Source organism: Achromobacter sp. UBA5777 (assembly GCF_002418565.1).
Lineage (GTDB): Bacteria > Pseudomonadota > Gammaproteobacteria > Burkholderiales > Burkholderiaceae_B > Achromobacter > Achromobacter animicus.
In genome coordinates this window covers 25,353-38,625 of sequence record NZ_DIEJ01000324.1, presented here as the reverse complement: position 1 = coordinate 38,625, position 13,273 = coordinate 25,353, and the positions used below count along the sequence as shown (strand labels likewise).

General features: G+C 65.3%; 14 protein-coding genes and 1 pseudogene. 13 read left to right on the top strand and 2 right to left on the bottom strand.

The genetic code is table 11. The features are described 5' to 3' along the window. The coding region (locus tag B3446_RS28435) for a biotin--[acetyl-CoA-carboxylase] ligase (protein ID WP_291387526.1) at positions 1 to 462 on the bottom strand (462 nt) is incomplete at its 3' end. A 93-nt stretch (positions 463 to 555) separates the two neighbouring features. On the opposite strand from B3446_RS28435, the gene B3446_RS28430 reads away from it, so the two are divergent. From B3446_RS28430 to B3446_RS28385, 10 genes and pseudogenes are all read left to right on the top strand, one after another. After that, positions 556 to 1,686 (top strand): MlaE family ABC transporter permease, encoded by a 1,131-nt coding sequence (locus tag B3446_RS28430; RefSeq protein WP_291387538.1) that lies wholly within the window; start codon positions 556 to 558, stop codon positions 1,684 to 1,686. Then, positions 1,686 to 2,525 carry an ABC transporter ATP-binding protein gene (locus tag B3446_RS28425; protein WP_291387524.1) on the top strand — a complete coding sequence of 280 codons (840 nt, stop codon included), beginning with the start codon at positions 1,686 to 1,688 and terminating at the stop codon, positions 2,523 to 2,525. The genes B3446_RS28430 and B3446_RS28425 overlap by 1 nt, the downstream gene beginning before the upstream one ends. Next, entirely contained in the window at positions 2,512 to 3,459 is a 948-nt protein-coding gene (locus B3446_RS28420) for an MlaD family protein (protein ID WP_175124878.1), read from the top strand. The genes B3446_RS28425 and B3446_RS28420 overlap by 14 nt, the downstream gene beginning before the upstream one ends. Before the next feature lie 5 nt (positions 3,460 to 3,464). Then, positions 3,465 to 4,028: pseudogene (locus B3446_RS28415) on the top strand (ABC-type transport auxiliary lipoprotein family protein); the annotation flags it as partial. A gap of 180 nt (positions 4,029 to 4,208) precedes the next feature. Then, the gene (locus tag B3446_RS28410; RefSeq protein ID WP_279971585.1) at positions 4,209 to 4,862 is read left to right on the top strand and encodes an alpha/beta hydrolase; all 654 of its coding nucleotides are present in this window, start codon (positions 4,209 to 4,211) and stop codon (positions 4,860 to 4,862) included. Between the two features lie 152 nt (positions 4,863 to 5,014). Beyond that, positions 5,015 to 6,277, top strand: coding sequence for a D-alanyl-D-alanine carboxypeptidase family protein (locus tag B3446_RS28405; RefSeq protein WP_291387521.1), 1,263 nt, complete (start codon positions 5,015 to 5,017; stop codon positions 6,275 to 6,277). Between the two features lie 133 nt (positions 6,278 to 6,410). Continuing rightward, positions 6,411 to 7,277: a D-amino acid aminotransferase gene (locus B3446_RS28400; RefSeq protein ID WP_191577572.1), complete on the top strand. Its 867-nt coding sequence runs from the start codon at positions 6,411 to 6,413 to the stop codon at positions 7,275 to 7,277. 129 nt (positions 7,278 to 7,406) lie between these two features. After that, entirely contained in the window at positions 7,407 to 7,682 is a 276-nt protein-coding gene (locus B3446_RS28395) for a YbeD family protein (RefSeq protein ID WP_175185922.1), read from the top strand. Between the two features lie 12 nt (positions 7,683 to 7,694). After that, the gene (gene lipB / locus B3446_RS28390) at positions 7,695 to 8,333 is read left to right on the top strand and encodes a lipoyl(octanoyl) transferase LipB (protein ID WP_191577573.1); all 639 of its coding nucleotides are present in this window, start codon (positions 7,695 to 7,697) and stop codon (positions 8,331 to 8,333) included. Beyond that, the gene (locus tag B3446_RS28385; RefSeq protein WP_191577574.1) at positions 8,330 to 9,052 is read left to right on the top strand and encodes a tetratricopeptide repeat protein; all 723 of its coding nucleotides are present in this window, start codon (positions 8,330 to 8,332) and stop codon (positions 9,050 to 9,052) included. Before lipB ends, B3446_RS28385 begins: the two co-directional genes overlap by 4 nt. A gap of 25 nt (positions 9,053 to 9,077) precedes the next feature. On the opposite strand, the gene B3446_RS28380 is transcribed toward B3446_RS28385, so the two are convergent. Then, positions 9,078 to 9,890, bottom strand: a complete 813-nt coding sequence (locus B3446_RS28380) for a LacI family DNA-binding transcriptional regulator (protein ID WP_291387517.1) — start codon at positions 9,888 to 9,890, stop codon at positions 9,078 to 9,080. Between the two features lie 178 nt (positions 9,891 to 10,068). Between B3446_RS28380 and lipA the strand changes: the two genes are divergently transcribed. From lipA to B3446_RS28365, 3 genes are all read left to right on the top strand, one after another. Then, on the top strand, positions 10,069 to 11,073 hold the full coding sequence (gene lipA, locus B3446_RS28375) for a lipoyl synthase (protein ID WP_175124886.1): 1,005 nt from the start codon (positions 10,069 to 10,071) through the stop codon (positions 11,071 to 11,073). 160 nt (positions 11,074 to 11,233) lie between these two features. Next, entirely contained in the window at positions 11,234 to 12,328 is a 1,095-nt protein-coding gene (locus B3446_RS28370) for a DegT/DnrJ/EryC1/StrS family aminotransferase (RefSeq protein WP_291387515.1), read from the top strand. Positions 12,329 to 12,330: 2 nt separating this feature from the next. Then, positions 12,331 to 13,272, top strand: coding sequence for a glycosyltransferase family 2 protein (locus B3446_RS28365; protein ID WP_291387513.1), 942 nt, complete (start codon positions 12,331 to 12,333; stop codon positions 13,270 to 13,272). Position 13,273: the final 1 nt, after the last annotated feature.

Here is a 13,273-nt window from a genome sequence, read left to right as displayed (position 1 = left end):
GTCGCGGCCGCCCGGATTGCGGGTGGTCTCGACCAGGATGCCCGCCAGCTTGGCGTCGTGCCATTGAATGTCGTTGGGCCATTTCATGCACAGGCCACGCGAACCCGGCCCGGCGACGGTGCGCAGGGCTTCGCAGGCGGCCACGCCGGCAAGCGGCGATAGCGCCGCCAGTTGCATGGCGGGCAGGTGCACGTCAAAGGCGCACGAGAACATCAGCGTGGAGCCCGAGCGGTTCTGCCACGGGCGGCCCGCGCGGCCGCGGCCGGCATCTTGCTGATGCGTGCCCAAGAGCCAGGGCTTGCCCGCGCCGGCGCCCGAACGCGCGCGCGCGAGCAGGTCGGCATTGGTCGATCCGGTACTGCCGGTCCAGATGACGTCCTGGAAGGCGGGCAGGCGATCCGCCAGCGTCCGGGCAAGTATTTCCGGGGCGGGTAGGTCGATGGGGCAAACGGGGGCGGGCATGGCCGCGATTGTAGGGCACGCGGGCCGCGCTCGCGGCTGTAGCCCCCTGCGTTTATGATTGGCGATACATTTTTGCATCCGCACCCCGACGACATGCCGCATTCCGCATTGCTTGCGACCGCCGCCGCGCCTTTCCGCCATGAAGGCGGGGTCTGCCACGTCGGCGGCGACTGGAGCGTCCTGGCGCTGGCCGAGTCGGGCGAAGTGGAACGCAGACGCGCGGCGCTCGCGCGGGCGGCCAAGGAAGGCGCGCGCTGGGACATGCACGCGATCCACCGGCTGGACACGATCGGCGCGCTGATCATCTGGCAGGCGTGGGGCGAAAAGCTCCCCGAGCGCGTGCGCTGGGGCGCGGGGCAGCAGGACGTCTTCAACGCGCTGGCGATGAACAAGGGCGAGACGCCCGCGCCCGCCGCCAAGCCCGAAACCTGGACATGGGTGCGCGCCATGGGCGGTGCGATCCTGCGGGCCGCTGAGAACGGCAAGGCGCTGCTCATCATGCTGGGCCAGCTGGTGCTGGACGTGGGCGCCATGCTGCGCCGGCCCGGGCTTGGCCCGTGGCGCGAGATCTCCGCGCAGGTGTACCGGACCGGCGCGCAGGCGCTGGGCATCACGGCGCTGGTGGGCTTTCTTATTGGTGTGGTGCTGTCCTACCTGTCGGCGCAGCAGCTTCAGATGTTTGGCGCCGACCGCTTCATCGTGCGTCTTCTAGGCGTGTCCATCGTGCGCGAGCTGGGGCCGGTGCTGGCGGCCATTCTGGTGGCCGGCCGTTCGGGGTCTGCGATCACGGCGCAGATCGGCGTGATGCGGGTCACACAGGAACTGGACGCCATGCTGGTCATGGGCATTTCGCACGGCCAGCGGCTGATCCTGCCGCGCGTGGTGGCGCTGGCGATCACGATGCCGCTGCTGGTGCTGTGGACCAGCGCGATGGCGCTGCTGGGCGGCATGCTGGCGGCGCAGGCGCAGCTGGGCGTGTCCGCGCAGTGGTTCCTGCAGTCGCTGCCCGATGCGATCACACTGACCAATTACTGGATTGGCATGTTGAAGGGCGTGACCTTCGGCATCCTGATTGCGCTCATCGCCTGCCATTTCGGCCTGCGCATCCAGCCCAACACCGAAAGCCTGGGCCGCGGCACCACTACGTCGGTGGTTACGTCGATCACGGGCGTGATCCTGCTGGATGCGGTGTACGCGGTCATCTTCAGTTCGGTGGGCATCTGATGAACAACGCCACGCAGAATCGGCTGTTCACCGAAGAGGGCGTGACCGTCGAGCCGGTCATTACCGTGCGCGGCCTGCGAACCGCGTTTGGCGACCATGTCGTGCACGACAATCTGGACCTGACGGTGTTTCCGGGCGAGATCCTGGTGCTGGTCGGCGGTTCGGGCACGGGCAAGACGGTGCTGCTGCGGCAGATCATCGGACTGGACGTGCCGGCGGCGGGCACCGTGAAGGTGCTGGGTCACACGCTGTCGGAATTGACGGCGGGAGAGCGCCGGCGTCTGTCATACCGCTGGGGCATGCTGTTTCAGGCGGGGGCGCTGTTCTCGGCGCTGTCGGTGTTCGACAATGTGGCGCTGCCGCTGCGCGAATTGCGCACGGTGCCGGAAGACCTGGTGCGCGACGTCGTCATGTGCCGGTTGGCCATGGTGGGCCTGTCGTCGCGCGATGCGGACAAGCGCCCGTCGGACCTGTCGGGCGGCATGGTCAAGCGCGTGGCGTTGGCGCGCGCGCTGTCGCTGGACCCGGAATTGCTGTTCCTTGATGAGCCCACGGCCGGGCTCGATCCGCTGCGGTCCGACGAATTCGTGGACCTGGTGCGCAGTCTGCACCGGCAGCTCGGCTTTACCGTCGTCATGGTGACGCACGACCTGGACACGCTGCTGGCGCTGGCCACGCGCGTGGCCGTGCTGGCGGAGAAGCGGGTGATCATTTGCGACACGGTGCCTGAAGTCGTGAAGTTCGATCACCCGTTCATACATACATTCTTCCTGGGCGAGCGCGGTCTGCGCGCGCTGGGAGACCTGGCACCGAAGGGAATGCACCATGGAAAACCGTAGTCATGCGCTCATGGCCGGTATCTTCACGCTGGTCCTGCTGGCTGCCGCGACGTTGACGGCCATCTGGATCGGCCGCGACCGGACGCAACTGCAGCCATACGAAATCATTTCGGCCACGGCCGTCACGGGCCTGAATCCACAGTCGGCCGTGCGCTACCAGGGCGTGCCCGTGGGCCGCGTGCAGTCGCTGGCGCTCAATCCCAACAAACCCGGGCAGGTGCGCATCCGCATCGGTGTGGCGCCCAACACGCCGATCACGGAATCGACGTGGGCCGAGCTGGGTGTGCAGGGCGTGACCGGCATGGCCAATGTTGACCTGCGTGACGACGGCTCGTCGCTTAAGCGCTTGACGTCCACCGCTGAGCATCCGGCGGCCATTCCGCTGCGCCCGGGCTTTCTGGACCGCATCGAGAAGCGTGGCGACCAATTGATTTCCAATGTCGAAGTCGCGACCGAACAATTGAAGCGCGTGCTGAGCGAACAGAATGTGCAGGCGCTCACGGCCAGCCTGCAGAATGCCAACGACATCTCGCTGTCTCTGAAGGAAGCCAGCCGCGACCTCGCGCCCACGCTGGCAAAGCTCGGTCCGCTGATGGATTCGCTGAACAGCACGTCGCGCCAGGCCGACCGCGCCGCGCGCGAGATCGGCGATCTGGCCCAGCAGGCCCGCCAGTCGCTGGCGCGCCTGAATGCGCCAGACGGCCCGCTGGCGGTGGCCACACGCAGCCTGAACGACATCGCCCTGGCCGCCGCGCGGCTGGATGGCGAGACGCTGCCGGCCTTCACCACCATGGCGAACGACGTCAGCACGGCCGCGCGTGGCGCCGCCATCACCCTGCGCCGTGTGGACAACACGCCGCAATCGTTCCTGTTCGGTCCCCCGCCCATCGCGCCGGGACCCGGCGAACCCGGTTTTGCCGGATTCCGGAGATAGACCTCATGAAGATGCGCAGCGCCATTCTGATTCTGACCCTGGCCCTTGCGGGATGCAGCATCGGCCGCGTGGACGCGCCGCCCACGCTGTTCGACCTGGGGCTGGACGCGCGGCCCGTGCCGGCCTTGCCGGCCCGCGATCCGATCGCGCTGACGTTCCAATCGGCCCCCGGTCTGACCGACACCGGCATGATCTGGCGCGTGGGCGACAGCGCCGCGCCGCGTTCCTATGCCACGTACCGCTGGGCTGCGTCGCCCGCCGACCTCGTCCGGCAGCGCATCACCGATCGCCTGTCGCGCCAAGGCGCGGTGCTGAGCGACCGCGTCACGTTGCAGACGCCGCAGTTGCAGGTCTCGCTGGCGCAGTTCGAGCAGGTTTTCTCCGAAGACGGCCAGTCGAGCCAGGGACGCGTCCTGCTGCAGGCGGTGCTGCTGGACGGGCGCAACGTCGTAGACCAGAAGCGCATTCTGGTGGCCGCGCCCGCGCCCACGCAGGATGCAGAAGGGGGCGTCGCGGCGCTGCGCCAGGCCACCGACGAGGCGAGCGATCAGCTCGCGCAATGGCTTGCCGCCACCTTGCGGCCGCCCGCCCCCGCCCCGGGGGNNCCTTGCGCCCGCCCGCCGCAGCCGCGTCGCGCGGAAAGTGAACGTCGGCTGGCGCCGCTGCGCGCCGGTTGCGGTCAACCGGCATTTCGCCTGGCGGGCCGGGCGGTTAACATCGTTTCTTTTTTCCGCACGTTGAGTTCCGCCATGTCCGCACGCACTGAAACCCACGCTTTCACCGGCGCCGCCGGCCGCATCGATTGCGCCATCGACTGGCCCGCCGACACGCCGCGCGGCTGGGCGCTGGTGCTGCATCCGCATCCGCTGCAGGGCGGCGCGCGCGAAAACAAGGTGGTCACGACCCTGTCGCGCGCCTGCGTGCAGCACGGCCTGGTGGCGGTGCGCCCCAACTTCCGCGGCGTCGGCCAATCGGAAGGCACGTTCGACAAGTCCGTCGGCGAAACGCAGGACATGCTGGCCGTGGTTACGCAGATGCGCGAACTGCACCCCGAACTGGCGCAGGCGCCGTGGGTGCTGGCGGGCTTTTCGTTCGGCACCGCCGTTGCCGCGCAAACCTACGCCGCGCTGGCCGATGCGGGCGAAGCCGTGCTGCCGTCGGCGCTGATGCTGATGGGCCCGGCCGTCAACCGCTTCCAGTCGCACGAGGTGCAGGTGCCGGACGACACGCTGCTGGTGCACGGCGAAGAAGACGAAGTGGTGCCGCTGTCCGAAGCCATGGACTGGGCGCGGCCGCGTTCGATTCCGGTGGTGGTGGTGCCGGGCGCCTCGCATTTCTTCCACGGCAAGCTGCTCGTGCTGCGCCAGCTGGTGCAGGCCCGTTTGAAGGTTGCGCTGGACTGATCCGGCCTCCTGGCAGTTCGCAGGTTGCATCAGGTTGCATGTTTTAGGCGCGCAGGGAACCCCGCGCGGCCGGGATGGGTCTGATCGACTGCCTATAATTGTCAGCCACTTGCCCCGCGCCGGCGGGCGTCATTCCTGGACCCACGTTGCCGATGAAGAAATTGCCTCACTCCGCTCAATCCCCCGTTGTCTTTACCCGTCGCATCATTTCAGGCGCGGTGTTGTCAGCGATGCTGGCGGCCTCCCTGCCAGCTTGGGCGCAGCAGGCGCCAGCCGCACCCGCCGCCGCGCCGGCCGCGACGGCACCGGCTCCGTCGCCGACCGGCGCGGGGCCCGTCGGCGACGTCTCGGCCGTCCCGGCGCCCACCATCGCGGCCAAGGCCTGGATCGTCGTCGACGTGAACAGCGGCCAGACGCTGGCCGCTTCCAATCCCGACATGAAGGTCGAGCCGGCCTCGCTCACCAAGATCATGACGGCTTACGTCGTGTTCAACGCACTGGAAGAAAAGCGCCTGACGCTGGAGCAGACCGTGCCGGTGTCCGAGCACGCCTGGCGCACGGGCGGTTCGCGCATGTTCATCGAACCGCGCAAGCCGGTCACGGTGGACGAACTGAACCAGGGCATGATCGTGCAATCGGGCAACGACGCCTCGGTGGCGCTGGCCGAAGCCGTGGGCGGCAGCGAGTCCGCCTTTGCCGCGCTGATGAACCAGGAAGCCGATCGCCTGGGCATGAAGAACACGCACTTCATGAATGCCACGGGTCTGCCTGATCCGCAGCACATGACCTCCACGCGCGATCTGGCCACGCTGTCCGCGCACCTGATCACCGATCACCCGGACTTCTTCCACTACTACAAGCAGAAGAGCTACACCTACAACAAGATTACGCAGCCCAACCGCAACCGGCTGCTGTGGGCCGATCCGTCCGTGGACGGCATGAAGACCGGTCACACGGATTCGGCCGGCTACTGCCTGGTGTCGACGGCCGTGCGCGGTGATCGCCGCATCCTGGTGGTCGTGGTGGGCACCGACAGCGAAGCGACGCGCGCCGAAGAAAGCCTCAAGCTCCTGAACTGGAGCTTCCAGAACTTCGACACGGTCAAGCTGTTCGACAAGAGCCAGCCCGGCATCGACGCCCGCGTCTGGGAAGGCACCGCCGAGAACGTCAAGCTCGGTCCGCCCAACCCGGTGTCGATCGCCGTGCCGCGCGGCAAGGCGGGTGAATTGAAGCCGGTCGCGCAGCGCACCGATCCGCTCATCGCGCCGCTGGCCAAGGGCCAGCAGGTCGGCACGCTGCAGTTCACGCTGGACGGCAAGGTCCTGCGCACCGAACCGCTGGTGGTGCAGGACGCCGTCGAACGCGCCGGCTTCTTTGGCCGAATGGTCGACACGGTCAAGCGCTGGTTCCAGTAAATCGGCGCCCCGCGGCCGCAGCCGCGGGTGTAAGCTAGCAGCGGGCGTTTCGTGCGCGAAACGCCCGTTTTGCATTCTTCGGGGGCGAGCCGCGCGGCTCGTCCCTGTTCCATTTCAAATTCAGGAGTGCCTCATGATTCCGGGCGTGCCGGGCGAAAGCCAGGTGTATCTCAACGGTGAATTCCTGCGCGTGGACGAGGCCAAGGTCTCCGTCCTGGACCGCGGCTTCATTTTCGGCGACGGCATCTACGAAGTCGTCCCCGTGTACCAAGGCAATGCGTTTCGCATGGCCGAACACCTCGACCGCCTTGATCGCAGCCTGGCTGCCTTGCGCATCGCGCCGCCGTTCGACCGCAGCGGGTGGATCGACCTGATCCAGCAGCTGCTCGACCGCTCCAACCTCGACACCTGCATCGTCTACCTGCAGGTGACGCGCGGCGTCGCCAAGCGCGACCATCCGTTCCCCATGCCGGCCGTCACGCCGACGGTGTTCGGCATGATCGCGCCCTGGTCCCCGCCGCCCGCCGCGCAGCGCGAACAAGGCCTGTCCGCCATCAGCATCCCCGACGAACGTTGGCTGCACTGCGAGATCAAGTCCGTGTCCTTGCTGGGCAACGTGCTGGCCAAGCAGCAGGCCGTTGACGCCCATGTCGACGAGGTCCTGCAGTTCCGCGACGGCTACCTGACCGAAGGCGCGTCCACCAATATCTGGGTGGTCTCCGGTGGCAAGCTGCTGGCCCCGCCCAAGAACAACCTGATCCTCGAAGGCATCCGCTATGGCCTGATGGGCGAACTGGCCGCCGAGGCCGGCATCCCGTTCGAGTCGCGCCGGATCTCGCAGGAAGAGGTAAAGCAGGCCGACGAGCTGATGCTGTCGTCCGCCACCAAGGAAGTGCTGGCCATCGTCTCGCTGGACGGCAAACCCGTGGGTTCGGGCAAACCCGGCCCTGTTTTTGAGCAATTGCGTGCGGGTTATGATGCCCGCATCGCCGCGCTGTAGTCCTGGCGCGGGGCGGCCTGCCTGCAATGCATGCGGGCCGGCCGCCCGCCCCAACGGCGCCCGCCGGCACTTGCCGGCACGCCGCTTGCCCCCATATAAGAACATTCAGGGGCAACTCTTTTTAGGCACATCATGAACATTCCGCCCGAAGATTCTTTGATCGAATATCCCAGCGACTTTCCCATCAAGGTCATGGGCAAGCAGCATCCCGAGTTTGCGCAGACGCTGACCGAGGTCGTGTTGCAGTTCGATCCCGAGTTCGACGCCGCGACGGTGGAAATGCGCCCCAGCAAGGGCGGCAACTACCTCGGCCTGACCTTCACGGTGCGCGCCACCTCGCGCGAGCAGCTGGACGCGCTGTACCGGGCGCTGCATGGCCACCCCATGGTGTCCATCGTCCTGTAAGGCAAGACCGCTGTGATCAAGTGGCTCGCGCGGCCGGCGGACTATCTGCCGGTCTGGCAGGACATGCAGGCGTACACCAGCCAGCGCGACGACAACACGCCCGATGAAATCTGGCTGTGCGAGCATCCGCCGATCTACACGCTGGGCCAGGCGGGCCTGCCGGAACACGTGCTCAACCCCGGCGACATTCCCATCGTCCATTGCGACCGCGGCGGCCAGGTGACTTATCACGGCCCCGGCCAGGTCATGGCCTACGCACTGTTCGACCTGCGCCGCGCCGACATGTACGTGAAGGAATACGTGGCGTTGCTGGAATCGGCCGTCATCGACACACTCGAGCAGTTGGGTGTGGACGGGGCCTGTCGCAAGCCCGGCGCGCCTGGCGTTTATGTGCCGCATCCCGAAGGCGGCGAGCTGGCCAAGATCGCCGCGCTGGGCATCAAGATCCGCAACGGCCGCGCGTACCATGGCGTGTCGCTGAACGTCGAGATGGATCTGGCGCCGTTCCTGGGCATCAATCCCTGTGGCTACGAAGGCTTGCGCACCGTCGACATGGCGGCCTGTGGCGTGCGGCGCACGCCCACCGAAACGGGCGATGCGCTGGCGCAGAATCTTGCGCACGCCTGGCAACGCCGAAGGAACACAAATTGAAGACCTACACCGCGGCCGAGGTCGCCGCCACCACGCCCGAACAGCTTGCCCATCTGCGCGAATCCGGACCGCCAGAGGAATACGCCGCGTGGATCCGCGCCGCCGCCGAGCTGGGGCTGACCGAGGCGCAGACCATCTACGGACAGATGCTGCTGGACGGCGTGGGCGTCGAGCGCCAGCCCGCAGAGGGACTGGCCTGGTTCAAGCGCGCCGCGCACGCCGATCATCCCATGGCCATCAATATGGTGGGACGCTGCTATGAAAACGGCTGGGGCGTGGCGGCCGACGATACGGTCGCGGCGTACTGGTTTCGCCGCGCCGCCGACACGGGTCTGGATTGGGGGCTGTACAACTACGCCCACATGTTGCGCACGGGCCGGGGCGGCGTGACGCAGAACCAGGCCGCGGCGTTGGCCCTGTACCAGCAGGCCGCGCAGGCCGGCCACGTGAAGTCGATTGGCGTAGTGGGCCGCTATCACGAGGCCGGCGACGTGGTCCCGCAAGACCTGGAACGCGCGTTCGATTGTTACCAGCGCTGCGCCGAAGGCGGCGACTTCCGCGGCATGTTCCACCTGGGCCGGATGCTCTTGCTGCAGGGCAAGAAAGAGCAAGCCGTGCAATGGCTGGTCCGCGTCCCGGAAACCGCGACGCCGGCGTTTTTGAAGGAAGCCAACGGCATGCTGCAGGGCTGCGGCTTTCCGGCGCTTTACGAAGCGTAGACCTGCCTCACGCTCCTCACGCGCCTCAGGTGCTCAGGCGCGCATCGAACACCACTTCCAACATGTCGTGCTGCCCGGGGCCTCGTTCGCCGTCCAGCCGGTCCAGCAACAGCTGACCCGCGCGCCGGCCCAGCTCGGCGGCGTCCACGCCCAGCGTGGTCAGGCCCTGCACCCATTGCACCGCGCTGGCGTCGTCCGAGAACCCCAGCACCGCCAGATCCTGCGGTACCTGCAGATCCCGGTTGTGCGCCTCCGACACGGCGGCGGCCGCCAGCAGGTCGGACGTGCAGAACACCGCATCGAAGATCGTATTGGTGGCCAACAGGCGCAGGAAGGCCATGCGGCCGTCGTTCATGTGCTGGACTTCCGGTTGCACGATGTCTGCAACCAGCTCCAGTCCCAGCGCGGCGGCGCTGCTGATAAAGCCCTCGCGGCGGGCGCGCTCCCACGGCGTGTCGGCGCTGATGCAGGCGACACGCGGATGGCGCTTGTCGGCCAGATGCCGGGCCGCCATGCGGCCGGCTTCGGCGTTGTCGATGGCGACCGCGCTGTCCAGCGTCTGCGGGCAGGCGATCCAGGTTTCGACGATGGGGACCTCCAGCGCGCTGAGGGCGGTGCGCAGGGTGGGCGAGTCTGCTGGACCAATCACCAGGGCCGCCGCAGGTCGCAGCCCGTCCAGCAGGGCGAGGGCGGCGGGCTCGTGCCAGGGGCCGACGGACAGGTAGTAACCCGCTGACGCGACGCGTTCACTGCAGGCCTGCAGCAAGCGGGCGGTCGGCCCGGCATCGAGACGGGCGGCAATCACGACGATTGGGGCGGGCGAGGGCAGAGAGGGCATGGCAAAGGCTGGAAATGCGTCAGGCCAGACGATAACCCAGGGCTGTCGGGGGCGCCGGACATACTGCAGCGGTTCCCCGGGCCGCCGGACGTTCCCGCATCGGATCGGGCGGCGAAGGGTAAAATGCCTGTTTTCTCCCAGACCCGGCCGTTCTGCGCGCCGGTCACGAAGGTGTCCCATGTCCACGCTCGCCGAGTCTCCTGTGCCCTCGAACGAATCCGCCGCCGCGCCCGCGGAAGCGGTCTACGACCCGACGCAAAAGCAGAAATCGCAGGCCAAGACGGCGCGCATTCCCATCAAGATCATTCCGGCCGAGCGCCTGAAGAAGCCTGAATGGATCCGCGTGAAGGCCGCCGCGCCCGGTTCACGCTTCTACGACATCAAGCGCATCCTGCGCGAACACAACCTGCACACGGTCTGTGAAGAGGCCTCGTGCCCGAACATCGGCGAGTGCTTCGGCAAGGGCACGGCCACGTTCATGATCATGGGCGACAAGTGCACGCGCCGCTGCCCGTTCTGTGACGTGGGCCACGGCCGGCCCGACCCGCTGGACACCAAAGAGCCCGAAAACCTGGCGCGCACCATCGCCGCCATGAAGCTGTCGTACGTCGTGATCACCTCGGTCGACCGCGACGACCTGCGCGACGGCGGCGCCGGCCACTTCGTCGACTGCATCACGCATATCCGCGAACTGTCGCCCACCACCCGCATCGAGGTGCTCGTCCCCGACTTCCGCGGCCGCCTGGACCGCGCGCTGACCATCCTGAATGCGGGTCCCCCGGACGTCATGAACCACAACCTGGAAACCGTGCCGCGCTTGTACAAGCAGGCTCGTCCGGGTTCGGACTACATGCACTCGCTGAAGCTGCTGGCCGAGTTCAAGAAGCTGCACCCGGAAGTGCCCACCAAGTCCGGCCTGATGCTCGGCCTGGGCGAGACCGACGAGGAAATCCTGCAGGTAATGCGGGATATGCGCGACCACAATGTCGACATGCTGACGATCGGCCAATATCTGCAGCCGTCGGAACACCACCTGCCGGTGCTGCGGTATGTGCATCCGGACACGTTCGCAATGTTCGAGCGTGAGGCTTACGCGATGGGGTTCTCGCATGCGGCGGTGGGTGCGATGGTGCGGTCTTCGTACCACGCGGATGAGCAGGCGCATGCGGCTGGGGTGAATTGACGGCGGAATTCCCGCTGTGCGAGCCGTCCGCTAAGATGGCCGCATACCACAAGCGATACCGCGCGTCCTTACGTTCTCTATTGGCGGCGACGGCGATCCAAATGAAACGGCGGAGCTACTCCGCCGTCATTACATTCACACTTTGGGAAATACCGTTCCTATGATCCCTCTATTTTCGGCCGAAAGGGCCAATAAAGACGTCGATCTGATTGCGCCGCTCAATCGGGTGGCATCCAGCAATTGGTACGTGCTGGGAAACGAGGTTGCCAGTTTTGAGACCGAGTTCGCCAAGTACGTCGGTGTGAAGCACTGCATAAGCGTGGCCAACGGCTCGGATGCCTTGGAAATCGCCCTGCGTGGATTGGGCGTGCAAGCAGGCGATCACGTGGTGACGGTCGCAAATGCCGGTTTTTACGGTAGCACCGCGATACACGCCATCGGCGCGGTGCCGCTCTATGTGGACGTCGATGATCGTACGCTCACCATGTGTCCGAAGTCATTGCACGAAGCCCTCGGATCTCGCCCGAAGGCAGTCATCGCCACGCATCTTTATGGGCAGCTGGCCCACATTGAAGAGATCGTTGAGATGTGTGCCAAGGCAGGGGTCCCGGTGCTCGAGGACTGTGCCCAAGCGCACGGCGCGCGGAATGATGCCAAGCTGGCGGGAAGCTTCGGAACGATAGCCTGCTTCAGTTTTTATCCCACAAAAAACCTGGGAGCTGTCGGAGATGGCGGCGCCGTCGTGACGAACGATACCGAGCTCGCGCAGCGGGTCAAGCAGATCAGGCAGTACGGCTGGTCAAGCAAATACACCGTATCGGTGCCTGGCGGCCGTAACAGTCGCCTGGATGAACTGCAGGCCGCGGTGCTCCGCGAAAAACTGCCGTCGCTCGATATATGGAATGAGCGTCGCCGCGAGATTGCAAAGCAGTATTCCGCTGCCTTCTCGTCGTTGGATGTGAAGCTCCCAGCTTCTTGCGGGTTGGATTTTGTTGCGCATCTTTACGTGATGCGCACACCCAAAAGAATGGCCTTGATGCAAGCTTTGAAGGACCAGGAAATTGGCAGCGACATCCATTATCCTATTCCCGATCATCGCCAACCAGCTTACCGGGAGTACGCCGCACTGTCGCTTCCAGTAACAGAAGCTGCATGCGATACAGCGGTTTCGCTCCCTTGCTTTCCTGGAATGACCGACGAGGAGGTAAGCAAAGTGATAGTTGCCGTGACCCAATTCTTTGCCCAGGAGGGGTGAGCTTGTTAACACTCGTCGTTCCTGTGTACAAAAACGAGGCGAATATCCCGTCCCTATTAGAAGCGGTGAGAAATCTTGATATTCAGTTAAAAGGGGATTTCGAGGCTGTCTTCGTGGTGGACGGGAGTCCCGATCGCTCGTATGCAGTGTTGAATGAAGCATTGCCTTCTGCACAGTTCAAGTCGCAGCTCATTCTGTTGTCGCGCAACTTTGGCTCCTTCATGGCGATTCGCGTCGGGCTGCAGCACGGCACTGGTGACGCATTCGCCGTCATGGCGGCCGATCTTCAGGAACCACCGGAATTGGTGTTGAATATGGCGCGCATCCTGGCTTCAGACCAATGTGATGTGGTGGTAGGCGCGCGCGACGGCCGTGAGGATTCGTGGAGCTCGAGCCTTGCCTCAAATGTATTTTGGGCGCTGTATCGACGCTATGTCGTGCCCGACATGCCCCCCGGCGGAATCGATATGTTCGGCTGCAATCGTGTTTTTCGAGACACACTGCTGAGCATGGAAGAACGGCACAGCTCCCTCGTTGCCCAGATTTTCTGGCTTGGATTTCGGCGCGAAGTCGTGACTTACCGTCGGCAGGAACGTACCGTTGGAAAATCTGGCTGGACCTTCCGCAAGAAGGTGAATTACATGATGGACAGTGTGTTTTCCTTCACTGATCTGCCCATCAGACTGTTAATTCGTATTGGTGGACTGGGAGTGGTAGCAGCCGCCTTGTGCGGCTTGTTTATTCTCTCCGCAAAGCTCATGGGCGTAATCGAAGTGCCTGGCTATACGTTCACATTGCTGAGCATCCTGCTTTTTGGAAGTCTCAACCTTCTAGGGCTTGGCATCGTTGGTTCTTACGCGTGGAGAACCTACGAAAACACAAAAAAGAGACCGTTGGCAATACCTATGAGGGTAGTGCGGTTTGGACAGGAAGCACAAACATGAG

What these genes read in the sequence shown, in the direction of transcription:
- lipA (WP_175124886.1), top strand. Translation starts at nt 10,069, where the DNA reads ATGTCCACGCTCGCCGAGTCTCCTGTGCCCTCGAACGAATCCGCCGCC.
- B3446_RS28400 (WP_191577572.1), top strand. Translation starts at nt 6,411, where the DNA reads ATGATTCCGGGCGTGCCGGGCGAAAGCCAGGTGTATCTCAACGGTGAA.
- B3446_RS28405 (WP_291387521.1), top strand. Translation starts at nt 5,015, where the DNA reads ATGAAGAAATTGCCTCACTCCGCTCAATCCCCCGTTGTCTTTACCCGT.
- B3446_RS28425 (WP_291387524.1), top strand. Translation starts at nt 1,686, where the DNA reads ATGAACAACGCCACGCAGAATCGGCTGTTCACCGAAGAGGGCGTGACC.
- B3446_RS28420 (WP_175124878.1), top strand. Translation starts at nt 2,512, where the DNA reads ATGGAAAACCGTAGTCATGCGCTCATGGCCGGTATCTTCACGCTGGTC.
- B3446_RS28430 (WP_291387538.1), top strand. Translation starts at nt 556, where the DNA reads ATGCCGCATTCCGCATTGCTTGCGACCGCCGCCGCGCCTTTCCGCCAT.
- B3446_RS28410 (WP_279971585.1), top strand. Translation starts at nt 4,209, where the DNA reads ATGTCCGCACGCACTGAAACCCACGCTTTCACCGGCGCCGCCGGCCGC.
- B3446_RS28380 (WP_291387517.1), bottom strand. Translation starts at nt 9,890, where the DNA reads ATGCCCTCTCTGCCCTCGCCCGCCCCAATCGTCGTGATTGCCGCCCGT.
- B3446_RS28370 (WP_291387515.1), top strand. Translation starts at nt 11,234, where the DNA reads ATGATCCCTCTATTTTCGGCCGAAAGGGCCAATAAAGACGTCGATCTG.